18 protein-coding genes, 1 tRNA gene, 2 pseudogenes and 2 CRISPR repeat arrays are annotated in these 23,662 nt (G+C 71.4%); of the genes and pseudogenes, 13 read left to right on the top strand and 8 right to left on the bottom strand.

Going from position 1 to position 23,662, the window contains the following annotated elements; translation table 11 throughout:
- Positions 1-38 precede the first annotated feature (38 nt).
- Both RVR_RS19735 and RVR_RS19730 read left to right on the top strand, forming a co-directional pair.
- Complete coding sequence (locus tag RVR_RS19735) at positions 39-1,094, top strand: Yip1 family protein (RefSeq protein ID WP_237404863.1); 1,056 nt, start codon at positions 39-41, stop codon at positions 1,092-1,094.
- Between the two features lie 118 nt (positions 1,095-1,212).
- Entirely contained in the window at positions 1,213-1,656 is a 444-nt protein-coding gene (locus RVR_RS19730) for a DUF2000 domain-containing protein (RefSeq protein ID WP_202235105.1), read from the top strand.
- Positions 1,657-1,677: 21 nt separating this feature from the next.
- Here RVR_RS19730 and dcd read toward each other — a convergent pair whose 3' ends face one another.
- Positions 1,678-2,253 (bottom strand): dCTP deaminase, encoded by a 576-nt coding sequence (gene dcd / locus RVR_RS19725; RefSeq protein WP_202235104.1) that lies wholly within the window; start codon positions 2,251-2,253, stop codon positions 1,678-1,680.
- A gap of 449 nt (positions 2,254-2,702) precedes the next feature.
- Here dcd and RVR_RS19720 point away from each other — a divergent pair.
- A tRNA-Gly gene (locus tag RVR_RS19720) sits at positions 2,703-2,776 on the top strand.
- A 395-nt stretch (positions 2,777-3,171) separates the two neighbouring features.
- Here the strand turns inward: RVR_RS19720 and RVR_RS19715 are convergent.
- On the bottom strand, positions 3,172-4,377 hold the full coding sequence (locus RVR_RS19715; protein ID WP_202235103.1) for a tyrosine-type recombinase/integrase: 1,206 nt from the start codon (positions 4,375-4,377) through the stop codon (positions 3,172-3,174).
- Positions 4,377-4,619: an excisionase gene (locus RVR_RS19710; RefSeq protein ID WP_237404862.1), complete on the bottom strand. Its 243-nt coding sequence runs from the start codon at positions 4,617-4,619 to the stop codon at positions 4,377-4,379. The genes RVR_RS19715 and RVR_RS19710 overlap by 1 nt, the downstream gene beginning before the upstream one ends.
- Positions 4,620-5,313: 694 nt before the next feature.
- Between RVR_RS19710 and RVR_RS19705 the strand changes: the two genes are divergently transcribed.
- The 5 genes and pseudogenes from RVR_RS19705 to RVR_RS19685 all read left to right on the top strand — a co-directional run bounded on the left by RVR_RS19705 (position 5,314) and on the right by RVR_RS19685 (position 10,391).
- Entirely contained in the window at positions 5,314-6,249 is a 936-nt protein-coding gene (locus RVR_RS19705; RefSeq protein ID WP_202235101.1) for a hypothetical protein, read from the top strand.
- Complete coding sequence (locus tag RVR_RS19700) at positions 6,246-6,938, top strand: ATP-binding protein (RefSeq protein WP_202235100.1); 693 nt, start codon at positions 6,246-6,248, stop codon at positions 6,936-6,938. The genes RVR_RS19705 and RVR_RS19700 overlap by 4 nt, the downstream gene beginning before the upstream one ends.
- A gap of 89 nt (positions 6,939-7,027) precedes the next feature.
- A pseudogene (locus tag RVR_RS37760) lies at positions 7,028-7,423 on the top strand (DUF2637 domain-containing protein); the annotation flags it as partial.
- A 694-nt stretch (positions 7,424-8,117) separates the two neighbouring features.
- Positions 8,118-8,654 carry a plasmid mobilization relaxosome protein MobC gene (mobC, locus tag RVR_RS19690; protein WP_237404861.1) on the top strand — a complete coding sequence of 179 codons (537 nt, stop codon included), beginning with the start codon at positions 8,118-8,120 and terminating at the stop codon, positions 8,652-8,654.
- Positions 8,655-10,391, top strand: a complete 1,737-nt coding sequence (locus RVR_RS19685; RefSeq protein ID WP_202235098.1) for a relaxase/mobilization nuclease domain-containing protein — start codon at positions 8,655-8,657, stop codon at positions 10,389-10,391.
- 414 nt (positions 10,392-10,805) lie between these two features.
- A CRISPR array of direct repeats spans positions 10,806-13,336; the repeat unit is 29 nt; unit sequence GGGTCCATCCCCGCGGGCGCGGGGAGCAG.
- A gap of 353 nt (positions 13,337-13,689) precedes the next feature.
- Here the strand turns inward: RVR_RS19685 and fxlM (RVR_RS19680) are convergent.
- From fxlM (RVR_RS19680) to RVR_RS19660, 5 genes are all read right to left on the bottom strand, one after another.
- Positions 13,690-15,360 carry a methyltransferase, FxLD system gene (fxlM, locus tag RVR_RS19680; protein WP_202235097.1) on the bottom strand — a complete coding sequence of 557 codons (1,671 nt, stop codon included), beginning with the start codon at positions 15,358-15,360 and terminating at the stop codon, positions 13,690-13,692.
- Positions 15,361-16,670: a CRISPR direct-repeat array (repeat unit 29 nt; unit sequence GGGTCCATCCCCGCGGGCGCGGGGAGCAG).
- A gap of 381 nt (positions 16,671-17,051) precedes the next feature.
- The gene (locus RVR_RS19675; protein WP_202235096.1) at positions 17,052-17,588 is read right to left on the bottom strand and encodes a GNAT family N-acetyltransferase; all 537 of its coding nucleotides are present in this window, start codon (positions 17,586-17,588) and stop codon (positions 17,052-17,054) included.
- Positions 17,585-18,757 (bottom strand): NsdA family TPR-like regulatory protein, encoded by a 1,173-nt coding sequence (locus RVR_RS19670; RefSeq protein WP_237404860.1) that lies wholly within the window; start codon positions 18,755-18,757, stop codon positions 17,585-17,587. The genes RVR_RS19675 and RVR_RS19670 overlap by 4 nt, the downstream gene beginning before the upstream one ends.
- A 61-nt stretch (positions 18,758-18,818) precedes the next feature.
- Positions 18,819-19,700, bottom strand: coding sequence for an IS3 family transposase (locus tag RVR_RS19665; protein ID WP_202233659.1), 882 nt, complete (start codon positions 19,698-19,700; stop codon positions 18,819-18,821).
- Positions 19,697-19,996, bottom strand: coding sequence for a transposase (locus tag RVR_RS19660; protein ID WP_202233660.1), 300 nt, complete (start codon positions 19,994-19,996; stop codon positions 19,697-19,699). Before RVR_RS19660 ends, RVR_RS19665 begins: the two co-directional genes overlap by 4 nt.
- 320 nt (positions 19,997-20,316) lie before the next feature.
- Here RVR_RS19660 and RVR_RS39175 point away from each other — a divergent pair.
- The 5 genes and pseudogenes from RVR_RS39175 to RVR_RS19640 form a co-directional block, all read left to right on the top strand.
- Positions 20,317-20,652, top strand: a pseudogene (locus RVR_RS39175) (ATP-binding protein); the annotation flags it as partial.
- A gap of 44 nt (positions 20,653-20,696) precedes the next feature.
- Complete coding sequence (locus tag RVR_RS37755) at positions 20,697-21,296, top strand: hypothetical protein (protein ID WP_237404859.1); 600 nt, start codon at positions 20,697-20,699, stop codon at positions 21,294-21,296.
- A 51-nt stretch (positions 21,297-21,347) separates the two neighbouring features.
- Complete coding sequence (locus RVR_RS19650; protein WP_430393154.1) at positions 21,348-22,067, top strand: DUF6907 domain-containing protein; 720 nt, start codon at positions 21,348-21,350, stop codon at positions 22,065-22,067.
- Positions 22,068-22,124: 57 nt separating this feature from the next.
- Positions 22,125-23,363, top strand: coding sequence for a methyltransferase, FxLD system (gene fxlM / locus RVR_RS19645; protein WP_202235093.1), 1,239 nt, complete (start codon positions 22,125-22,127; stop codon positions 23,361-23,363).
- A 97-nt stretch (positions 23,364-23,460) separates the two neighbouring features.
- Positions 23,461-23,655, top strand: a complete 195-nt coding sequence (locus RVR_RS19640) for an FxLD family lanthipeptide (RefSeq protein WP_202235092.1) — start codon at positions 23,461-23,463, stop codon at positions 23,653-23,655.
- Positions 23,656-23,662 lie beyond the last annotated feature (7 nt).

Genomic DNA, 23,662 nt, shown 5'->3' with positions numbered 1-23,662 from the left:
CGCTGCCCTCGCCCGCGGTAGCGGGTACGTTCGAAGGCGTGGCAGGTTTCAAGGGACGACGGGGCGACGGCGGGCAGCGGGGCGGGGCGCGGCCGGCGCGGTACGGGACGCCTGGATCCGGCGGCGCGCCGCAACCGGGCCGGCAGGACCCGCGGGCGTACGGCGGAGGCCAGGGCGGCGGGTACGGCGGGGCACCGGGCGGCGGCTACGGCGGCGGGCCGGGCGGGAGCGGCCACCCCGGCGGGCACGGCGGTCCGGCGGCACCGTACGGCGGGGGCGACCGCCCCGGGTACCAGGACCACCGCGGCGCCCCGGCCCCTTCGTACGACGACTCCCCCGGCAGCACGCGCGCGTTCACCCTGGGCGGGGACGCGCGGTTCGCCGAGGACCCGTACGCGGACCAGGGGTACGACGGCGGGGTCTACGGCTCCGGTCCCGGTCCGTACGGCGGCGGGTACGACGACGGCAGGGGCGGGTACGACGACGGCGCGCCCTACGGCGGGGACAACGTGGCCACGTACCGCGCCGGCCAGGCGAGCGCGCCCCCGGCCGGGCCGCGGCTGCACTGGAAGGAACTGCTGAGCGGCATCGTGCTGCGGCCGGGCCGTACCTTCTGGCAGATGCGCGACCACACGGTGTGGGGCCCGGCGCTGGTGGTGACCTTCGTCTACGGGCTGCTCGCCGTCTTCGGCTTCGACGCCGCCCGCAGCGACGTGCTCAACTCCACGCTGACCGCGAGCGTGCCGTGGGTGCTGACCACGGGGGTGATGGTGGTGCTGTGCGGGCTGACGCTCGGCGCGGTCACCAACACGCTCGCCCGCCAGCTCGGCGGGGACGGCGCGTGGGCGCCGACGGTCGGCCTGGCGATGCTGGTGAGCTCGCTGACGGACGCGCCGCGCCTGCTGTTCGCGCTGTTCCTCGGCGGCGGCAACGGCTTCGTGCAGCTCCTGGGGTGGCTGACCTGGATCGCGTGCGGGGCGCTGTTGACGTCGATGGTCGCCAAGTCGCACGACCTGCCGTGGCTCAAGGCGCTCGGGGCCTGCTCGATCCAGTTGGTCGCGCTGCTGATGCTCTTCAAGCTGCCGCTGATCTGATCCGATCCGATCGGATCTGCCGGGGCGGGGCCGGGGTCCCGGTCGGGTGGGACCCCGGCCAGGCATCGGTCAGGAACGTACAAGAGCCGAGGCGGGGCCGGGCGCGAGGATGGGGTGCATGAGCACCGAGAACGACATCGCGCCCGAACCGGTCCGTTTCGACACGAAGATCGCCGTCCTGCTCCGGGACGACCTGGAGACGTGGCAGCGGCTCAACGTCACCGCCTTCCTCGTCAGCGGGCTGGGTTCGCAGGTGCCCGAGGTCGTCGGGGAGCCGTACGAGGACGCCGACGGGACGCCGTACCTGCCGATGTTCCGGCAGCCGGTGCTGGTCTTCGAGGGCGACAAGCAGACGCTGACCACCGCGCACGCGCGGGCGCTGTCCCGGGCGCTGCCGCGGTCGGTCTTCACCGCGGACCTCTTCGCCTCCGGCAACGACCGCGACAACCGGGCGGCGGTCCGCGCGGTGCCGCGCGACGGGCTCGACCTGGTGGGACTGGCGGTGTACGGGCCGCGGAACGGGGTGGACAAGGTGCTCAAGGGCGCGCGGATGCACCCGTGAGGCGCGGGGGCCGTGGGGGCCTCAGACCTGGGTGCGGTGGAAGTCGAGGAACGAGCGGGAGGCCGTGGGGCCGCGCTGGCCCTGGTAGCGGGAGCCGTGGCGGGCGGACCCGTACGGGAACTCCGCGGCGGACGACAGCCGGAACAGGCACAGCTGTCCGATCTTCATCCCGGGCCACAGCTTGATCGGCAGCGTCGCCATGTTCGACAGTTCGAGCGTCACGTGGCCGGAGAACCCGGGGTCGATGAAGCCGGCGGTCGAGTGCGTCAGCAGGCCCAGCCGGCCGAGGCTCGACTTGCCCTCCAGCCGGGAGGCGATGTCGTCCGGGAGCGTGATGACCTCGTACGTGGAGGCGAGCACGAACTCCCCGGGGTGCAGGATGAACGCGTCGTCGCCCTCGGGCTCCACCAGCCGGGTCAGGTCGGGCTGTTCCACCGCGGGGTCGATGTGGGGGTAGCGGTGGTTCTCGAACACCCGGAAGAACCGGTCCAGCCGTACGTCGATGCTCGACGGCTGCACCATCGCCGCGTCGAACGGGTCCACCCGCACCCGCCCGTTGTCGATCTCGGTCCGGATGTCCTTGTCTGAGAGAAGCACCCCCCGAGACTAACCGAACCCGTTCACGGCCCCGGCGCCCCGCCCCGCGGGTGCGGGGCGGGGCGCCGGGAACCGCCGCTTCGGGCGCCGCCTACTTCCCCGCGGCTCCGTGCACCTCGCCCACGGGCACCGCGTGGCGCAGCCGCGCGCACTTCGGGCACCTCAACAACCGTCCGGGCCCGAGGCGTTCAGTGCCGAGATGCTGCATCGGAAACGACGCCGTACTGAACACATGTCCCTCCGCACACCGAACAACCGTGCGCTCCATGTAGCCCCTTCCCCAACTCCGCGTGGCCGACGAACCCACACATTAGGGGATGAACCGCCCCGCCCGGCTCCACCACACCGGCCCCCAACCTACCCCTCCCCCACCCCCGAACCCCGCCCCCTCGCCCCCACGCGATGCGGTACAGTATCCAGCGCAGCGTCTTCCCGAAGCCGCTCGCCTTGCGGATGTAGTTTAATGGTAGAACATGAGCTTCCCAAGCTCAGAGCGCGGGTTCGATTCCCGTCATCCGCTCCATGCAAAAGCCCCAGCTCAGCGAGTTGGGGCTTTGTTGTTGTCTGGACCAATTCATGGGCCACGCACCACTTGCGCACCACATGCGGCGGCCGATGAGGGCTATCCAGCGGCGCCGGACATGGGGTCGGATATGCGTGCGGCGAAATTCTCGAATGGCGAGACGCATTTTGAGTGACCTGCATCACAGGTTCAAGTTGCGTTCCGTCACGCGCGGTTGAAGGTCGCGCTGGGGCGTGGACGCGAGCCCGCGTACAACGCCACTGCTCAGCAACCGGATTGCGACGCGCGCAGTGCATCGCCCGGCCGACGGCCTCCGCCACGGAGCGTCGCGGTGGGCAGGGTCCGGGGGCCGACACGGCATCGCGTCGGCCCCCGAACGGACGGTCAGGCCGGCGTCAGGCCAGCCGCACCACGTCCGCACCAGATGCGTCGTCGGCCGCCGTGTCGAGGCGCTCGGCACGGACACGTTCGTCGAGACCGGCCGCGACCTCCTTCTGCCGCTCCAGCGTGGAGTGCTGGTAGATCAGGGCAGCGCGTTCCGAGGACTGGCCGGCGCGGACCATGGCGTCCTTCAGGGTGCCGCCCGACTGGGTGACGAGGGTGTTTCCGGTGTGGCGGAGGTCGTAGAACCGGAAGTTTCCGGGGAGGCCGACTTTCACACGGGCCTTCCGCCATTTACGGCCGAAGGTGGACCGGCGGAATGGCGCCCCGCGCTCTCCGACGAAAAGCAGGCCGTCGTCCTCCTTCGCGGCGAACCAGTCGAGGTGCCGTCGTACATCGACGGTCAGGAATGCGGGCAGCACGACCACCCGCTTTCCCGCACGGGATTTCGGATCGCCGGTGACGCGGCGACCGGTGGTCAGTTCCGGTGAGGCCCTGGCGATCCGGAGCAGCGCGGGCTCGCGCAGTACGTCTCGCCGCGGCCTCGACTCCTCCGGTTCGTCGGGCAGCGTCACGTCGGGACGGCGCAACTCCGCCTGCTCCTCGGGACGGAGGCTGCCGTACGCGGCGAGGAAGACCATCAGCCGCCACCTCGGGCCCATCGCGTCGGCCAGGGCGTCGACCTGCTCGACGGTGGCGATCGGACGCTCTTCGGCCTCCTCCTTCCCCGCGCCCTTGATCCGGCACGGGTTGCGGCGGATCAGCTCGTCGTCGGCCGCCGTCTCCAGGACGGCCTTCAGCAGGCGGTAGCTCTTGGCGACGGTCGTGGCCCCGGTCGCCTCCAGCCGGTCGGCCCGCCAGGCACGGACCCGGCCAGGGGTGATCTCGTCCAGGTCGTACGGGCCGAAGACCGGCAGCAGGTGGAGGCGGAGGAGACGCCGGTAGAGCTCGTCGGTGGTCGGGGCGAGGCCGCGCTCGGCGACCCAGCGCAGGGCGTACTCCTTGAAGTTGACCGCCCCGACGTCCGGGTCCGTCCAGTCGCCCCGCGTGAGGTCGGCCTCGATCTGGCTCAGCCAGACCTCGGCGTCCGTCTTCGTGGCGAAGGTCTCCGGGGAAGGGCGGCGCAGCCCCGTGGGATCGACGTAGCTGGCCGTCCACCGGCCGGAGCGGTACTGCCGGATCGCGCCGAACCGGCGCTTGCCTCCCTTGGCGTTCGCCATCAGGCCGCCCTCCGGTAGGACGCCCGTCCTCGGCGACGGACGGTGACGGGCGGAACGGTGTTGGCGAGGACGTAGGCGTCCAGGACGCTCTCGGCGAGGCGGACGTGGCGGCCGACCTTGACGAAGGCGATACGGCGCTCGGATATGAGGCGGCGCACGAAGCGCTCGCCCGTGCCGAGGCGTTCGGCGGCCTCGGCGACGTTCAGCAGCCGCCCGGACGCGGGGACGGCGTTCGCGTTCACGTTAGCGGGGCGGGGGCCGGAGTGGGGTCGGGTGGCGGTGTGCGGGCATGCCGCGGAGGTGCACATGGCGGTCCTTGTCTGCCGGCGCGGGGTGGCAGCCCCGGGTGGTGCCGGCGGGCGGTGCAGGGATGGGCGGGTTCCGGGTCGGGGGCTTTCGGAGGGACGTCATGTTGTACCTCTGGAAACGCGTTTTGGGAAACCGCGTTTTCGGGTGTACAACGCGCCCCGCCCAATTCCCCGGCCAGGACGCAGCCCGGACGGTAGCACCGAATCCCGGACGCGCCCTGAATGCACCCAAAACGGGCGACACGGACAGGCGGAGATGGTCCTGACCTGGTGCGATCCACCGCTTGGCCCAACCGCGATCGTCGGCTATGGTGCGCGCACCGCACACCGGAATTCCGCTCCCGACCGTCCTTCGAAGGAAATCAGAGCTATATCTGGACTGTCGGCGGGGAATGTGGTTCTACTGTCTGGTCCACCCGTCCGAGCACGAGAAAGGCCCCCGGCGCTGAGAACGCCGGAGGCCGAAGCAGAAACCCCGCCCGCCCATCCCTGAACGGTCCGCCAGCACGCCGGGGCTGCCACCCCGCATGGCCCGCTGACAAGGAACTCTGTGCACCACCCTACGACCCCGCGCCCCCGCCGCGCACTCCCCTTCGGCCGCCCGGCCCCGAAGGCGGGGTGCTGAGGCATGGCCCGCATCCGCACCATCAAGCCCGAGGCGTTCGCCTCGGAGTCCCTGGCCGCCGTGTCCCTGTCGGCCGAGCGGACCTTCTTCGGCCTCCTCACCCAAGCCGACGACCACGGCCGGTTCCGCGACCAACCCGCTGTCATCGCCGGCCTGCTGTGGTCGCTCCGCGCCGACCACGGCCCGATCGGCGTCGAGGACGACCTCACCCAACTCGCCGCCGCCGACCTCATCTGCCGCTACGAGGGCCACGACGGCAAGCGGTACTTGCACGTCGTCTCCTGGCACCGGCACCAGAAGATCAACCGCCCCAGCGGCACCCGGGCACCCGCCTGCCCGCACCACGACGACCGCACGGACCGCGAGCCGTCACCGCGTACGCACCGCACCCTCCGTGAGGATTCAGTGAGCCCTCACCGACAGCTCCCCGAAGGCTCCCCGAACCCGCGCGAATCCTCACCGCATCACGAACCACCAGGTCAAAGCCCCCTCGCCGAAACCTCGGTGACACCTCCCGGAGGACTCAGTGAGGCTGCGCTGATCCCTCACCGTCCGGATCTAGGACCTAGGATCCTGGATCTAGGATCAGTACCTGCGGGGCGCGCGAGCGCGCCGACGCCCCCGCCCGACCTCCCTGCCACCGCCTCGGCCTCGGACCTCGTCGACGAGTACGTCGCCGCCTGCGCCCACCGCCCGCCGAAGGCGTTCCTCGCGCAACTGCGCCGGGCCGTCGACCGGCTGCTCGCCGAGGGCATCGCCCCCGCCCACCTCCGCCCCGCTCTGGAGCGGCTGCGGGCCAAGGGGCTGAGCACCAGCGTGCTGCCGAGCCTCGTCAACGAGGCCATGAACGCCGTACCGGGCCCGCCGAACGCCCGCCCGCCGTACCGGGCGTGGACCAACCCGGCCGACGTCGAGTCCGCGTACGGCGGTGACCTGTGACCGCCGCCACCCGCGAACCCCGCACCGCAGTCGGCGCGATCACCCGCCTCGCCGCCATCCTCACCGCCCGCGGCATCGACCCGGCCGCAGAACCCTCGACGAGCCCCGCCGAACCAGTCACCGCCCTGGAGTTGGCCGACGCCCGCATCCCGCCCCGCTACCGCCACGCCCGCGCCGACCACCCCCGTGTCACCGCCTGGGTCACCGAGATCGCCCACACCGGCACAACCGGGCCCGGCGGAGCACCCGGCATCGCCACCGGCCCGTCCCTGCTGATCGCCGGCCCCACCGGCACCGGGAAGACCCACCAGGCGTACAGCGCCATACGGTCCCTCCTCGCCGCAGGCGTACGGCTCCGCTGGGAAGCGACCACCGCCTCCGACCTCTACGCCGCCCAACGCCCCCAAAACGGCACCAACCCCGAACTCCTCCTCGGGCGCCTCACGCGCAGCCCGCTCCTCCTGCTGGACGACCTCGGCGCGACCAAGCAGTCCGCGTGGACCGAGGAGTTGACCTACCGGCTGGTCAACCACCGCTACAACCACATGCTGCCGACTCTCGTCACCACCAACCTGCCCGTCGCCGAACTCCGGGACGCGGTCGGCGACCGCGTCGCCTCCCGGCTGGCCGAGATGACCGAACGCGTCGTCCTCGCGGGCGGCGACCGCAGAAGGCACCGACCCGCCTGAAGCGCAGCGTCGCAATACGACGGCGCCCGCCTCCCTGCGGCTCAGCGCGCCGCCCGCGCATCCACGTACCGCCCTCCCGGAGATCCCGCATGCCCTCGCAACACCCGCACGCCCGCGCGTCTGCCCCCGCACCATCAACGCGTCACCGCCCCCGGCTCTTCGACCAGGCCGCCGTTCTCCTGCTCGGCGCCTGCGCCTGCGTCATGTCCTTCGACGCCCTGCGCCAAGTCGCGCTCGCCACCCACATACGACCCGCCCTCAGCTATCTCTTCCCCGTCGTCATCGACGGCTTCATCGCGTACGGCGTCCGCGCGATCCTCCTCCTGCGCGACGCATCCCGAGGCGCACGCCGCTACGCCTGGACCCTCTTCGCCACCGCCACCGCCACCAGCCTGTGGGCCAATGCCCTGCACGCCCTCCGCCTCAACTCCCCCGGCGCCCGCACCCTCACCCTCGACAACCACACCGTCGCCGTCCTCTCGGCCATCGCCCCACTGGCCCTCGGCGGCGCCACCCACCTCCACATCCTCGTCAGCCGCCACGCACACCTCGAACCGGCCGAAGCCGATGCCAGCCATGCGGCACCGGCCGCAACCGCTCCCGTCGTTCCGGCCGGAGCCGGTCAGGTTCCGGCCGATCCGGCGGCAGATACGGCCACCAGGCCCGACACCCCGGCACCGACGAGCACGAGACGGCCGCCGACGACGCTCCCGCCGGAAACCCGCACCCCGAACCGGCCGCCCCCGCACCGGAATCCCGAACCGTCCACGGCCCCCAACACACCTCCCCCAGCACGCGATCCGGCCGCCGCCCCAAGGCCACCATCGACCAACTCGCCGCCGTCCTCGCCGCAGCCCACCCCGACCCCGCTTCCGTCAGCCGCACCACCGCCCGCACGACGCTCGAAGCCGCCGGGCTCCCCGCCGGCAACGACCGCATCACCCAAGCCCTCGAACGCCTCCGCAGCAACGACACAGCCCGACCTCACCCGCCCACCGACTGATCCACCGCCTCCCGTCACGCACAGCCCCCACCCCTCCGGAGCCCCGCATGCACCACCCCTCGACACCGACCTCTCCACCCGCCACCTCCACGCAGGACAACCAGCTCAACGACCGAGCAAGGTATGGCGCTGGACCGTCCAACGGCCGGTCCCCCGCAGGCTCCTCCGCCCCGGGGGTGGCGGAGGAGGAGCTCCGGCGCCAGGGGGCACCGGAGGGAGAAGCCGCAGGCGCGCCCGCCGTCGAGACGCCCACCGAGCCACCGAGCCTGACGCGCGCCTCCGCCGAAGCCGCCGTCCACCGCGTCGCCCGCCGTCGCCGCCGCGAGAACACCCAGCGCACGTACCGCGTCGACGTCCGCTACAGCGCAGTCGAACACCACGCCATCAAGGCCAAGGCGAAGACGATGAACATCGCCGGCGCCCACCTCGTCGGCGCGGTCGTCATGGCGTTCGTCGAAGGAGCCCAACTCCTCCCCGGCCACCGCACGGCCACCGACGACCTCATCGACGAACTGGTCGCCCTGCGCACCCAGGTCGCCAAGATCGGCGGCAACGTCAACCAGATCGCCCACCGCCTCAACTCCGGCGGCACCCCGCACCCCAGCGACCTCCCCCTCCTGGCCCAGACCCAACGCACCCTCGACACCGCCCGCGCCGCCATCTCCGCCATCGAAACAGCCGCCCACCAGGCGACCAGCCGGAAAGCCGCCTGAATGATCGCGAAGATCACCCGAGGCAAGACCATCCGCCGCCTGCTCGGCTACCTCTACGACACCGTCCGCTCCCAGGACCACACCGACCCCCACCTCGTCGCCTCCTGGGACGGCTTCGCCCCCGACCCCGGCCGCGACACCGACCCGCAAGCCGCCATGCGCCAGCTCACCCAAGCCCTCGAACTCCGCCTCAACCAGGCCCGCCACAACGACGACCGCAACGTCCCCGACCGGCCCGTCTGGCAGTGCTCGATCCGCGCCGCCCCCGAAGACCCGCTCCTCACCGACGAGCAGTGGGCCGCCATCGCCCGCCGCATCGTCCACGCCACCGGCATCGCCCCCGACGATGACCCGGACGGCTGCCGCTGGGTCGCCGTCCGCCACGCCCCCGACCACATCCACATCGCCGCCACCACCCTCCGCGGCGACCTCCGCACCGCCCGCCACTGGAACGACTACCTCCGCGCCGACCACGAACTCGAAGCCGTCGAACACGACTACCACCTGCGCACCGTCATCCGCGGCGACCGCACCGCCGCCAAACGCCCCACCCGCGCCGAAACCGAGAAGGCCCACCGCACCGGCCGCGCCCGCACCCCACGCGAGCAGCTCCGCACGATCGCGCGGACCGTCGTCGCCGTGTCCACCAGCCCCGAGGAATACCTCCACCTCCTGGCCGGCAGCGGCGTCAACGTCGAGGTGCTCCACTACCCGTCCGGGGACATCCGCGGCTACAAGGTCGCCCTCGACGGCGACACCAACGCCGCGGGCGAGCCCATCTGGTTCTCCGGCTCCACCCTGGCCCCCGACCTGTCCTACCCCCAGATCCGCGACCGCCTCACCGCCACCGAACCCATCACCGCCGTCGGCCCAGGCACCCGCCGCACCGACCCGTGGCACCAGGCCACCGCCGCAGCGGAACGTATCCCCCACCACCTCGCCGCCGACGACGAAAAAGCCTCCCAGGCCCACATCGCCGCCTTTGCCGAAGCCCTCGACGCCCTCCCCATCGCTGCACCGGTCAACCTGCGACCCCGACTCCGGCAAGCCGCCCTCGCCTTCGAACGCGCCAGCCGCTCCCGTATCCACGCCGACCACCAGCACGCCCGCGCCCTACGAACAGCCATCCGCACCATCGCCCGCCAGCCCACCACCGGTGACGGCGCCGGGCTCGCGATGTTCCTGGACGCCGCAATCCTCGCCGTGATCGCCATCCAACGCTGGCACTCCGCCCGCCACCACGACCAGCAAGTCATCGCCGCCCACCACACCCTCATCGAGTTGCAGACCGCCTACGACCACGCCGCCGCGGCACCACTGACCACCCTCACCCACCGCACACCACCGCAACCGGCCATCGAACGCTGGAACCACCTCATCCAGCAGACCATCCCCACCCACGCCGAACAGATCCTCACCGACCCCGCCTGGCCCGCCCTCGCCACCACCCTCACCGACGCCGAAACCGCCGGCCACGACCCCACCCGACTCCTCCACCAAGCAGCCGACCAACGCGCCCTCACCGACGCCCGCTCCCCCGCCCACGTCGTGATCTGGCGTCTCCACCGCCTGGCCCAACGTCCAGCGCCAAGCCCGCTGGCGCGAGCTGCAATGGCCCGCAGCACCCTCACCACCTACCGAACCCCGTCTGTGCCCACCGAGCAACCAGCGGCGTACCCGCCCAATCAGGACCCCAACAGCGTGAGCGGCCCCAACCGCGGACGTCGGCAGCGTTGATCGCTCGCTTGCGTTCCAGGACCACGACCGGGCAGTGCAGAGCATCGGCGATCATCAGATTGGCGGGCATGGCCTTACGCCAGCCCATGTAGCCCACACTCACGTCTTTGGTCCATCCCCACGGGCGCGGGGAGCAGATCCCGACGCGCATCGGCTTGATGGGTCTGGAGGGTCCATCCCCGCGGGCGCGGGGAGCAGAGCGGGTGCTCCTCCTCCCACGGGGTCAGCCAGGGTCCATCCCCGCGGGCGCGCGGAGCAGGCCCTCTCAAGACCACCGGACTCGAAGCCCTTGGGTCCATCCCCGCGGGCGCGGGGAGCAGTCGACGAAGGCGAGCGGGGCGCCGAAAGTGCTGGGTCCATCCCCGCGGGCACGCGGGGAGCAGAGGCAGTAGCTCCCGTGCCCGTTGACGTCGTGGGGTCTATCCCCGCGGGCGCGGGGAGCAGCGGGATGCCCTGCACGACGAGAACAGCGTGACGGGTCCATCCCCGCGGGCGCGGGGAGCAGCCCCCGCTTGAATTGCACCCCCGCCCCCAATCGGGTCCATCCCCGCGGGCGCGGGGAGCAGACGAAGCTGCCGAACAGGGTGGTCACCGGCCTGGGTCCATCCCCGCGGGCGCGGGGAGCAGTACGAGGGGCAGTTCACCGCGCTCGTGAGCGTGGGTCCATCCCCGCGGGCGCGGGGAGCAGCGCGTCAGCGGCGGTGCGGTGAACCGCACCACGGGTCCATCCCCGCGGGCGCGGGGAGCAGTCCATGAAGATCGGGCCCGCCGGGGCCACGTCGGGTCCATCCCCGCGGGCGCGGGGAGCAGTACGAGGGGCAGTTCACCGCGCTCGTGAGCGTGGGTCCATCCCCGCGGGCGCGGGGAGCAGCGCGCGGTGTCCGTTGCTCGCGTTGCCTGCTAGGGTCCATCCCCGCGGGCGCGGGGAGCAGCCGCCGATGGTGCGCTGCCGGTACCCGCCCGGGGGTCCATCCCCGCGGGCGCGGGGAGCAGATGAAAGCGCTCGCCGAGGGGCGTACCGCGGTGGGTCCATCCCCGCGGGCGCGGGGAGCAGTTCCGGTTCGTGACGAGCAACGTGCCGTGCGTGGGTCCATCCCCGCGGGCGCGGGGAGCAGATCGGCACGGTCATGCCGTATGAGGACGCGTCGGGTCCATCCCCGCGGGCGCGGGGAGCAGTTCACAACGTCCCAACGTGGCTCCGCATCCTCGGGTCCATCCCCGCGGGCGCGGGGAGCAGTAGGCGTCGCCGTATGCCGTCGGGCCGGTGGTGGGTCCATCCCCGCGGGCGCGGGGAGCAGAGCGGGTCGAAGCAGAGCGTCAGCCTGGTGCCGGGTCCATCCCCGCGGGCGCGGGGAGCAGACGGCCGGTGACCTGCCCGCGGCGGAGGCCCTGGGTCCATCCCCGCGGGCGCGGGGAGCAGACGTCGATGGCCTCGCCGTTGATCGTGACGTCGGGTCCATCCCCGCGGGCGCGGGGAGCAGATCGCCTCGGTCTCGACCGTGACGTGGTCCACGGGTCCATCCCCGCGGGCGCGGGGAGCAGATCCCTGTCCTGCGTGTCGAGGACATCGAGCTGGGTCCATCCCCGCGGGCGCGGGGAGCAGGCTCGTGCCGCGCGCGCGACGTGCCAGCAGGTGGGTCCATCCCCGCGGGCGCGGGGAGCAGCTCGGCGCGCTTCGCCCGGGCGCGCTCGGCGAGGGTCGCTCCCCGCGGGCGCGGGGAGCAGGCCTCGATCAGGTTGCCCTCGATCGTCAGGCCGGGTCCATCCCCGCAGGCGCGGGGAGCAGTGCTTGGCACCCTCGGCGAAGGCGTCGCTGGCGGGTCCATCCCCGCGGGCGCGGGGAGCAGAAGACGCGGCAGGTCACCGCGTGAACCAGCCCGGGTCCATCCCCGCAGGCGCGGGGAGCAGAGCCGGGCACGAAGCGTTCTCACCAGCCGGTCGGGTCCATCCCCGCGGGCGCGGGGAGCAGCCGAGCGTTCGGATCGGCAGGCCGAGGTACACGGGTCCATCCCCGCGGGCGCGGGGAGCAGATCCCATGGCTTGTCCTTCCAGGTCAGAGGGTGGGTCCATCCCCGCGGGCGCGGGGAGCAGCGGGCACCTGAATCGCATATCGACGTACCCCCGGGTCCATCCCCGCGGGCGCGGGGAGCAGCAGCCGTTCGCGCGGGTGCTCAGGGTCGCGTGGGGTCCATCCCCGCGGGCGCGGGGAGCAGAACGACTCGCCCTACGACCGCGGCAAGAGCATGGGTCCATCCCCGCGGGCGCGGGGAGCAGTCTCGTACCCATCCTCACCATGCGAAGCCGAAGGGTCCATCCCCGCGGGCGCGGGGAGCAGGCGGTTCCCTCGTCCACCGAGTCGCGGAACGCGGGTCCATCCCCGCGGGCGCGGGGAGCAGCTGGTCGCGTTCATGCGCGGCATGCAGGCCGCGGGTCCATCCCCGCGGGCGCGGGGAGCAGACAGGTCACCCGGCACCTGGCCGCGGGCGTTCGGGTCCATCCCCGCGGGCGCGGGGAGCAGAAGGCGGTCAAGGCGCTGGTCGAGGCGGGGGCGGGTCCATCCCCGCGGGCGCGGGGAGCAGTTCGACGCCAGCGCCATCGCCGACCCGAGCATGGGTCCATCCCCGCGGGCGCGGGGAGCAGAAAGCCCCCGAAAGGCGGACAGACCGGGGCGTAGGTCCATCCCCGCGGGCGCGGGGAGCAGACCACCCGCTCCAGCGACAGCCCGACGGCGCCGGGTCCATCCCCGCGGGCGCGGGGAGCAGCGGGTGCCGCTCCCCGCGGCACGTCAGTGATCGGGTCCATCCCCGCGGGCGCGGGGAGCAGCGGAGCGAACCTGTTGAAGACCGCTTTAACGGGGGTCCATCCCCGCGGGCGCGGGGAGCAGTGCAGGCGACTTGCGCCCGCCGCAACCAACTTGGGTCCATCCCCGCGGGCGCGGGGAGCAGTCTGACTGACCTGCGGGTTTCCTAGAGGGCCAAGCTGCCCTGAACCAACTTCAGAGAAAGCGACATTTAGGGCATTTTGAATGGACGAGAGGTGCCGTCGGCTCCCCACCGCACAGCGTACGGCCGCGCGAAGGCTTACCGCTCTCGGTCACCACGCAAAGCAGCAAACGTGCCGGCTCGACTCAGCGGCTCCACGACTGCAACCCGTAAGCATCGCGCCGAACCACTTCCAGGGACGCGGCCCCACGAAATGCAGATCTGGCCCATTGACGACGGCACGGGCAGCTTCCGTGTTCGGCCCCCAGGGTGTGGATGTGGCCGTACGAATTCCCACCGCACGACGTCGTGCCCTGTCACCAGCTGATGGTCAGGCGGGTGTCGGGCCTGGTGAGGCGGGCTCCGGGGGCGAGCTGATCGTCGGGGGTGGCGGCGGGGTACGCGGTGATGACCGGTTGGGCGGGGCGCTCGGCGCTCCAGCGGTTAAGTAGCTGGACGGCCTGGGAGTTGAGTTTGTTGCTGTCCGGCCCGTGAGTGATGAGGCCCAGTTCGTCGGTGCCGTCGTCGATGGGTCGGGTCGTGAGGTAGGAGATGGTGCCGCCGTCGTAGAGAGTGGCGCCGGCCCAGCGGATGGCGGGGGCGGCCAGGCCGAGAGTGTGGGCCTCCGGGCCGATGGACAGGCGGCCGAAGCTGAGGTCGCTGTCGATCGTGGCGAGCCAGAGGTCGAGGTGGGCGGCGGGTTCCTCGTGGCGGACCCGGATGCCGGTCCACTGCTGGTGGGCGCGGTGGGTCAGGGCTTGGGCGAGGGCAGGCTCGTCGGGGAGGTCGTCGGCGTCGAGTTTGAGGATGACGTCGTCGGCGAGGCGGACGTGGCGTTCGCCCATTTCGGAGGCGCCGCGCATGGGTACGAAGCCGCAGACGGCGGCGTTGATGCTGCGCATCCGGTGCTCTTCGGTGCGGTCGAAGGCGAGGGAGCGGGTCAGGCCACTGCCGTGGAGGCGCAGGGGTACGACGATGCGTCCGCCGAGGGCGAGTTGCTGCCACCAGGCGGCGGAGATGTCCCAGGCTCCGGCGGTGACTTCGATCCTGTCGTAGGGGGCGCCGGCCGGGTGGCCGAGGGCGCCGTCGCCGCAGACGACCTCGACCTGGCCGTATCCGGCGGCGGCCAGGTGGGTGCGGGCGCCTTCGGCGAGGTCGTCGTCGAGCTCGATGGAGGTGACGTGGCCGGTGGGGCCGACCAGTTCGGTCAGAAGGGCGGCGTTGATGCCGGTGGCCGCGCCGATCTCCAGGACACGGTGGCCGGGTGCGGCTTGGAGTTGTTCGAGCATGGTGGCCACGATGTTGGGTCCGGAGGCGGAGGAGACGGCCGTGCCATCGGCAGCGCGCTTTGTGACGACGGCCTTGCGGGCGTAAGCCGTGGCCAGGTCCACCCCGGGGAGGAACAGGTGGCGGGGCACGCTGCGGAAGGCGGCCTTCACCTCGGGGGTGCGGAACGTGCCGAGGCGGTCGATGAAAGCAACGAGGGCTTCGCGCAGCCGCTGAGGTTCTGTGGTCGTCTGGTCCGTCATGTCCGTGGTCACCGTCTTCACAGTAAGGGGCTGGACGTGGTCGTTCCGGCTGCCGTACGGAGTGTCGTCGGCTGCCGGTTGCCGGTGGAAGATCACTTTGCTGGCGGCGGTGGCCAGCAGGTCCTGGTGCTGGGCGGGGATGCCGAGTCGGTTGAAGGCGAAGAGCAGGTGGTCGGTGAGGATGGCCCGTAGTCCCCGGGTGAGAGCGCCTTGTTGAGCGAGGCCGGCGAGAGCACGTCCGGCGTCTTCGAAGGCTGTCGGCCAATCCGGCGTCAGCGTCAGGGGGCTTCCGGGACTGTCGCTCGCGGCGGTGACGAGGAGCTGCACCACGGTCAAGGTCGGCGTCCCCGGCTGCGGGGCGCCGGCGTCTGTCCGATGTTCGGCGACCTGGGCCCAGATGTCGCCCTGCTCGTAGAAGTCCTGCCCGGCCGCGGTCATCATGCGCGTGCCCAGGCGCACTGCGAGATCCCCGCGGGCGCGGGGAGCAGACTGAGGCCAGCCAGTTGCCTGCGCGCATGTTGGGTCCATCCCCGCGGGCGTGGGGAGCAGGGAAACTCCCAGCCCGTGCCCGGTGACCCGTCGGGTCCATCCCCGCGGGCACGGGGAGCAGTGGCCTCGGGTGACCGCCCGGGGCCATCACTCAGGTCCATCCCCGCGGGCGCGGGGAGCAGTTCGTGCCCACACGGAAGATCTTTTCGGTTCCGGGTCCATCCCCGCGGGCGCGGGGAGCAGGGACCGCATCCGCGCCATGCGCCCGGCCGGGAGGGTCCATCCCCGCGGGCGCGGGGAGCAGGACTATGCATCACGTCGTCCCCGCGACGGACGGGGTCCATCCCCGCGGGCGCGGGGAGCAGTACGCCTTCGGGTTGGTCGCGGAGCAGACCTGGGGTCCATCCCCGCGGGCGCGGGGAGCAGACTGAATCAGGGGGCCTGAGCTGCGATGATCGGGGTCCATCCCCGCGGGCGCGGGGAGCAGCAGGTGCAGGGTGTGGGTGTCGGCGTCGTACCGGGTCCATCCCCGCGGGCGCGGGGAGCAGGTCGTCCGATGACCGCCTCGCGCAAGCTGGCCGGGTCCGTCCCCGCGGGCGCGGGGAGCAGGTCGTCCGATGACCGCCTCGCGCAAGCTGGCCGGGTCCATCCCCGCGGGCGCGGGGAGCAGGGTCAGCCATGGGCTCCTCCTCCGGGTGGGCTGGGTCCATCCCCGCGGGCGCGGGGAGCAGGCCTCGGTAAGGCGAACTGCCGCTGCACCGTCGGGTCCATCCCCGCGGGCGCGGGGAGCAGATGGTGATGCTCCTCTACAGGTCAGCCGCGCTGGGTCCATCCCCGCGGGCGCGGGGAGCAGCAGGTGCAGGGTGTGGGTGTCGGCGTCGTACCGGGTCCATCCCCGCGGGCGCGGGGAGCAGGTCGTCCGATGACCGCCTCGCGCAAGCTGGCCGGGTCCATCCCCGCGGGCGCGGGGAGCAGCGACCCGCCGACTTGCTGTCGCTACCGATCTTGGGTCCATCCCCGCGGGCGCGGGGAGCAGCCACTGGATCGGCCGGGCTCCTACACCCGGCCGGGTCCATCCCCGCGGGCGCGGGGAGCAGCCCGAGCGCTGAGCCGGGGGTCACGCGGCGGAGGGTCCATCCCCGCGGGCGCGGGGAGCAGCGCCGCGATCGTCGCGGGGTCCCGGGGCGAGGCGGTCCATCCCCGCGGGCGCGGGGAGCAGCCGAACAGGCTCATCGTCTGGTCCTACTCTCCGGGTCCATCCCCGCGGGCGCGGGGAGCAGTCTGACTGACCTGCGGGTTTGCCAGAGACCCGGGCCGCGTTGAACCAACTGCGGGGAAAGCGGCAATTCGGCCATTAAGTCGATGAGGCGCGACGCTAGCCTAAGGTGCCGCAACCGTACGCATCCCGCATGCCTGGCAGTCGACGCGAACAGACGATCGCAGGTGCGGATCACGTCGAAGGTGGATGGACACGCCCGCCGGCTGAACACGCTCAGGATGTACTCGTACTCTTCGGCACCCAGACCTTGCCGTCGATGAACGCGGCTGCCCAATCAGGGAGCGTGCCGGTGCGGTCGACGAGGGCGTTGTCGAACTCGGAGAGCACGACACGAAAGGAGGCGGCAAGTTCTCCGAACGTAGCCCGCGGGCGAGGGGCGCCGTCAGGGAAGCGCCCGCACCATCGCGACCAGGACCGGAGAGTCCGGCGACGGCTGGCTTTCGCCCAGGTCGCCGTACCCCCAGGAGACGTAGAGGTTGTGAACCTTGCCGTCTCCGGCCAGGGGGTTGACCATCAGCGTCGCCTGCGTCTCGCTTCGCGCGGCGAGCAGACTGTCGTGGATGGCCTTCGACACACCGGTCTTGCGCCAGGGGACGCGTACGCCGATCTCCTTGAGCGCCAGGGTCGGAACCGCGGTCACGGAATCGGCGAGGGGCGTGGTGATCCTCTTCCAGTACCGGTCGTCCTGCTCGACGGTGTTGGCGTACGCGTATCCGACGGCTTCGTCGCCGTCGTATCCGATGACAGCCTCCCAACCCGGCTCATGGGCGTGGCGGGCGAGGCGTTCGGCGTAGCGCTCCACGGAGTAGTGGGGGTCGTGCAGTTTGTCGGCGCGCACCTCGGCGTAGAGATCGATCAGCGTGTCCCAGGCCGGTTCGATGTCGCGGAAGTGGCGCAGGTCGATGGCCGTTGACGTCACGAGGCGTCCCTTCGCGTCGAGGCGTGGTCGTTCCAGGTCTTCGCCGCATCGCTGCGCGGCGCCTGGATGGACAACTTGTTGCCGAACTCTTCGAGCATGCGCGTGACGCGCGGGTGTGTGCTCTGCGTGCCGACGGCGGTCGCGACGGCAGCGTCGACATCGCCCTGGCCCAGTTGGGCGTGTGCGAGGCGGGCGGTGGCAATGGCGCGGCTGCGTCTCATGTGAGGGCGGAGACGGGCGATCCCGCGGTGGGCATGAGCTTCGGCCCGCTCGAAGTCGCCGAGCGCCAGGTACGCGGTGAGAGCAAGGCTCTCGATCTCGGCCTGGTCGTAGAACGCCGTGATCCACGCGGGTCGTTGGGCGTCCGGATCGGCACGGCTGTAGGCGGCCTGCGCCTGGGCGATGGAACGTTCAACGGCCACCGAGTCCCGGGTGAGACCGAGAATCGCTGCGTGCCGCGACTGCCCGAGTGAGGCGAACATCGGGTCGCGGCGTGCGACGGGAAGTCCTCTGGCCACGTCGTTCGCGGCCAACGCGTCGATGGGGCGTCCGAGGTGCCGGTAGAGGGTGCCCGCGTGGGACCAGATACGGAACATGATCGTCGCGTCGCCGGACATGGCCGCCAGGGTGGAGGCGCGGTCGAAGTAGCGCTGGGCCTCGTTGAAGCGGCGCCCGTCGATCGCCGCCCACATGGCACTGGAGGTGAAACCCGCCGCGGAGGCGTAGAGCTTGTTCCGGACCAGCTGGCTGGTCGAGCCGCGTTGGAGGAGCGACAGCGCTTCACCGGCCATGGCCGAAGCGCGCGTCTCGGTGCTGACCAGGCCCCCGTACTTGTGGTCCTCGGCGATGATCGCCGCGAACTTCGTCTCCAGCCGGGCGACATCGCTGGAGCCGACCCTGTTCGGGCCGGCAAGTGCCGGAGCGAGTCCGGCAGTTGCTGTGCCGGCGGCCGAGGCCATGAACGTGCGACGCCGCACAGGAACCTCCTGCGGTGCTGCGGAGCGTGGTGGCTTGAACCCTAAGTCCTCGACACGGCAACTGAAAACCGCCTCCAAGGCAGCGCATGTGCGCGCGATCGGGCGAACGGTACTGCCGCTCAGCAGGTTGCGGACCGTCCGATCGGAGACGTCTCCCGGGCGGCCGGTGACCTTCAGGATCACGTCGTTCATCCGGACCGCGAGTTCTTCCTGCGTCAGGCTGAAGTTTCCCCGTGATCTCGGACACTCGTTCTTACGCGGCGAGGGTGTGTCGTTGTCGGGTCTCTTGCGGGGTCAGATAGCCCCAGTCGGGGTGCTTGCGTAGCCGACGGCGGTTGTAGAAGGTCTCGATGTAGGAGAAGACCGCGGCGCGGGCGGTGGCCCGGTCGGGCCAGGTCCGGGTGCCGATCTCGGCTTTCAGGACTGCCCAGAAGCTCTCGGCGGCGGCGTTGTCGTAGCACGAGCCGGTGCGTCCGGTGCTTACCTTCATGTCCAACTCGGTAACTGCCGTTCGAAATTGGGCTGAGGTGTATTCGCTGCCGCGGTCGCTGTGTGCGATACAGCCGGGTTCCAGGCGGCCCCGGTCGTGGGCCATGTGCAGGGCGTCGACGACCAGGTCGGCGCGGTGGTGGTCGGCCATTGACCAGCCGACGACCTCGCGAGTGGCCAGGTCCAGCCAGCAGGCCAGGTAGAGCCAGCCCTGCTCGGTAGGCAGGTAGGTGATGTCGCCGACCAAGCGGGTCCCGGGGCGGTCGGCGGTGAAGTCGCGGCCGATCAGGTCCGGTGCGGGCCGGGCCTGCTTGTCCGGGCGTGTCAGCGACCTGCGGTGGCGGCGGGTGATCCCGGCGATGCGGCGTTCACGCATCAGCCGCTCGACCCGCTTGTGGTTCACCGCGTGCCCCAGTCGCCGCAGCTCGGCATGTACGCGCGGGACGCCGTAGGCGCCCCGGGAGGCGAGGTGGATCACAGTGATCTCGTGCGCGAGTGCGTCATCGGCACGCAGCCGCGCGCCCCGGGCGACCTGCCCCTCGGCCCACGCGTAGAAGGAGGAGCGGTGCACTCCGAGAATGCGGCACAGCAAGGTGACCGGGTAGGTGGCCTTCTCCGCCGCGATGAACCGGTAGACCTCGCTCACCGCTCGCTCTCCCGCGCGAAGAAGGCCGTCGCTTTTTTCAGGACCTCGATGGTCCTTTGCTGTTCGATGTTCTGCCGGCGCAGGCGCCGCAGTTCCTCGTGCTCGGCACCGGTCAGCTCGCCCGGGCCGCCCTCACCGCGGTCGATCTGGTCCTGCTTGACCCAGCTCCGCAGGCCCTCCGGGCTCACGCCCAGATCCCGGGCCACCTCGGTAACCGTCTTGCTGGAGGATCGGGCCAACGCCACGGCGTCCCGCTTGAACTCCTTCGAGTACCGCTTCCCTGCTTTGTTGCTCACCTGGCACTACTTCCTCTGGGACCTCACGTCCCAGTCTCCAGGTGTCCAGGTCCACGGGGAAGCTTCAGGCCCAGATCGGCCATGCGCTTCTTCAGCAAGGCGTTCGCTGCCATGAGCCGAAAGTAACGACACCAATGCGTTCCGCACCAGAGCACGAGTAACGAGCCCGCAAAGTTTTCCGGCCCGGGGCGCGCGGGGGCGGCGTGCTCTTCCTGTCCGCCGTACGCCGGACCGCCGTTCACTGTACAGAGCCGTCGCCGAGACCCCCGGGTCGACCACAAGCACGGCGACCGATTCGCAATCCTGCGAAAGGTGTGAAGATGGCTCCCGAGTCCGGCTACCACAGCAGCCTGGCGCTGACCTGCGAGCCGGCGGCCGTTCCAGCCGCCCGCAGACACGCCATGAATACCCTCGCGGGTTGGGGGATCCCGGACGACTCCGCTTACGACGCGCTCACGATCGTGACGGAACTGGCGACGAACGCGGTGAGCCATGCCTCGACTTGGGCCGCGCCGAGCGAATCGGAGAAGGGCCGCCGGTCCGTTACATCCAGGTGCCCTCTGGAATTGTGGACCGTTCCTCGGGGCCTGTGCATCTCGGTCTGGGACGAGAGCAACCAGGCGCCGGTCCTCCGGCTGCCGTCCGACTCGGCGGAGAGCGGCCGCGGGCTGCACGTCGTCGCCGAACTGTGCCGGAACGCATGGGGGTTCGCTTACCCCGACGATCGCCCCGGGAAGATCGTCTGGGCGCGGCTGCCGCTGCCGCTGCCGCACCCGCTCCGGCGATCGACGGCGGAGTACCGACCGGGGAACGACCCGGCGCGTTATCCGCGTCGGCCACGTTCCGCACCGCGCACGAAGCTCACACGCGCACTCCTCGGACGACGACGAGGACGGTCTGCCCTCCGCGGAAGGGCTACAGCAACGACGCGGCGACCATTGCCAGGACCCACACGCTACTGGCGCTGTCGCAGGCGGACCGCTACCTGGCCGACCTGCCGGTCGACGACACCGACCTCGACACCCTCGAAGCGGTCCTCTCAGAGCCGGAGTTCGGCGTCCTCGAAGGCGGGCGGGTCCGCGAGCTGGCACCTGGGCTGCTCGGAACGCTGCGCCGCCTCGCATCGCGTGTACCTCCGAGCGCCGGCTTCGTCCCCGTCGTGCAGTCGGTCATGGACGACGTACGCCACGACGACCATGTGCCTCCCGACGTGGCCTGCTTGAGGCGATGGGCCCTCGCGGTGCAGGGCCTGCTGGAACAGGCGGCGGCGCGCTACGAAGCGACCGCCCGCCCGCCGTAGGACGGCCTCGTCCTCGACTCCCGCTCCGGCCGCAGTGGCCGTGAAACACCCTTGTTCAGGACGGGCGTCACAACGCCTGCCGACCTGCCGCACCACAGCAAGGAGACGAACCGATGTCCTCGACCTCCCCCAGCTCGCGCCGCGGCAGCGCCTCACCGACCGCCGTACCGGCAGCTCCCGCGCTGCTGGAGGATCACCACCCGCGACGGCCATACCGTGGCAGGGCCCCTGCCGTCCTGGGCCGACTGCGACCCCAGCGAGGACGGCGTCCCGCCCACCGAGCTGCCCGTGCGCCTGTCAGACATCACGCACCACGCTGAGTTCCCCGGACAGACCGTAACCGTCTACAGCCCCTCACACGCCAGTGGCCGGCCCTGCGACATCGAGATCCTGCACGGCAGCATCGACTGCATCCCCTTCGCCGAACAACCCGCCTGCCGCGTGCCCGTCGTCAACCTGCGCCTGACCGACGACTGCTGGATCACCGACCGCACCCCGGACGGCCTCGCCGCTCTGTCCGCACAACTGCGCTCGCAGGCAGACCGGTTGGACCGCGAGATACGGCCTGCACTGATCACCGCCCGCTCGGACTGGACCGAATGGACCGACCAGCGTCCCGACCGGCCACCACCGCATCCGAGATGGGGCCTCTCACCGCCGCCGAGCTCGTCCGGTGACCTCGGCAACGCCCTGGCGGACCTGCGGAACTACCGCGACGCGAATCGCCGACGGTTCAGCGAATCCGCGCACGCGGGTCGCGCCGGCCGATAGTTTCCGGGCCCACGGCAGCCGCCATTCCCTCCCCCTGCGCTTACGAAGGAACGATCGATGAACACCAGCACGACCACCGAACCGCCCGAGGCGACGTGTCTACGCAACGGCTGTGTGGACCAGTTGAAGGCTGACGGGGTGATCGTGTCGCCCTTCGTCGAGAAGGTGATGCGGCAGGTGCCCCGGCACGCGTTCGCGCCCGACACCTCTCTGGACGACGCGTATTCCCCCTACGCCGCCGTGATCACCAAGACCGGCGAGAACGGGGTGCAACTCAGTTCGGTCTCCGCACCGCAGATCCAGGCCATGATGATGGAGCAGGCCGGGATCAAGGCTGGTGACCGGGTCCTGGAGATCGGATCCGGCGGCCTGAACGCGGCCTACCTCGCCGAACTCGTAGGCCAGGAAGGGAACGTCACCAGCGTCGACATCGACCCCGAGGTCACCGGCCGCGCCCGCCGACTCCTCGACGCCCACGGCTACACCCGGGTCCGCGTGGTGACCGCCGACGCCTCCCAGCCCATCCCGGGCCTCGGCGAGGTCGACGTCATCATGGTGACCGTCGGTGCCTGGGACATCCCGCCCGCCTGGGTCGACCAACTCAGTCCGAACGGCCGTCTCGTGGTGCCGCTCCGCATGCGCGGCCTGACCCGTTCCGTCGCCTTCCAGCGGGTCACCGACTCCCACGGCGGCCATCTGGAGAGCACCTCCGCACTGGTCTGCGGCTTCGTCGCCATGCAGGGCTCCGACCAGCACGACGAGACCCAAGTCCTCGTCAACGGCACCCCCGAGATCGCCCTGCGCTTCGACGACGGAGCCCCCGCCGACCCCCACCTGCTCGACAACGCCGTCCGCACACCGCGCGTCGAGCAGTGGACCGGCGTCACTGTGGCGCTCGGCGAACCCTTCTCCGGTCTCCAGATGCACCTGGCCATCGACCTGCCCGGGTTCTGCGTCATGTCCGTCGACCCCCAGCTCGACACCGGGATCGTCTCCCCTCGCCACAAGGGCTTCTCGGCCGCGGCCGTGGACGGGGGCACCTTCGCCTATGTCACCACGCGCCGCACCCCCGACGACGAACGCGCCGAGTTCGGCGTACACGCCCTCGGTCCGGACGCCTCCACCTTCGCGAACACCGTCGCCGGCAGCGTGCGCGCGTGGGACCGCGAGCACCGCGGCGGCTCGGACCCCCTCATCCGGGTCCACCCGGCCGGCACACCCGACGAGGCGGTCCCGGGCGACCGCGTCATCGAGAAGCGGCACAGCCGGATCTCCCTCTCCTGGCCCCCGGCGTAGTCGGCGGGGCTCCCCGCGAAGACCGCCGGGAGCTCCCCGCGATGCCCGCCGAGGACCAGGTCGTCACCACAACAACCGACAAGGAAGGACGAGAACCATGCCCACTGCCACCCTGCTGCCGACAGCCCCGCCCCTGCTGGACGAGGACGACGACTTCGCACCGCTGGACGTCACGGTCGTCGTCAGCACGAAGCTCAACGGCGCTCTGATGTGCGACACCGGCGACGGCTGCGGAAGCACCTGCTCGAACGGCGCGTCCGCGTGCGACTCCGCCGCGGGAGACCCTGCCTGATCCAGGC

The sequence above is a fragment of the Streptomyces sp. SN-593 genome (genome assembly GCF_016756395.1).
In the GTDB taxonomy this organism is placed as follows: Bacteria; Actinomycetota; Actinomycetes; order Streptomycetales; family Streptomycetaceae; genus Actinacidiphila; species Actinacidiphila reveromycinica.
The sequence above is the reverse complement of the archived record's forward strand: the minus strand, read 5'-3'. Positions and strand labels throughout refer to the sequence as shown.

What these genes read in the sequence shown, in the direction of transcription:
- RVR_RS19685 (WP_202235098.1), top strand. Translation starts at nt 8,655, where the DNA reads ATGATCGCGAAGATCACCCGAGGCAAGACCATCCGCCGCCTGCTCGGC.
- RVR_RS19640 (WP_202235092.1), top strand. Translation starts at nt 23,461, where the DNA reads ATGCCCACTGCCACCCTGCTGCCGACAGCCCCGCCCCTGCTGGACGAG.
- RVR_RS19730 (WP_202235105.1), top strand. Translation starts at nt 1,213, where the DNA reads ATGAGCACCGAGAACGACATCGCGCCCGAACCGGTCCGTTTCGACACG.
- RVR_RS19705 (WP_202235101.1), top strand. Translation starts at nt 5,314, where the DNA reads ATGGCCCGCATCCGCACCATCAAGCCCGAGGCGTTCGCCTCGGAGTCC.
- RVR_RS19715 (WP_202235103.1), bottom strand. Translation starts at nt 4,377, where the DNA reads ATGGCGAACGCCAAGGGAGGCAAGCGCCGGTTCGGCGCGATCCGGCAG.
- RVR_RS19670 (WP_237404860.1), bottom strand. Translation starts at nt 18,757, where the DNA reads ATGAACGACGTGATCCTGAAGGTCACCGGCCGCCCGGGAGACGTCTCC.
- fxlM (WP_202235093.1), top strand. Translation starts at nt 22,125, where the DNA reads ATGAACACCAGCACGACCACCGAACCGCCCGAGGCGACGTGTCTACGC.
- RVR_RS37755 (WP_237404859.1), top strand. Translation starts at nt 20,697, where the DNA reads ATGGGGGTTCGCTTACCCCGACGATCGCCCCGGGAAGATCGTCTGGGC.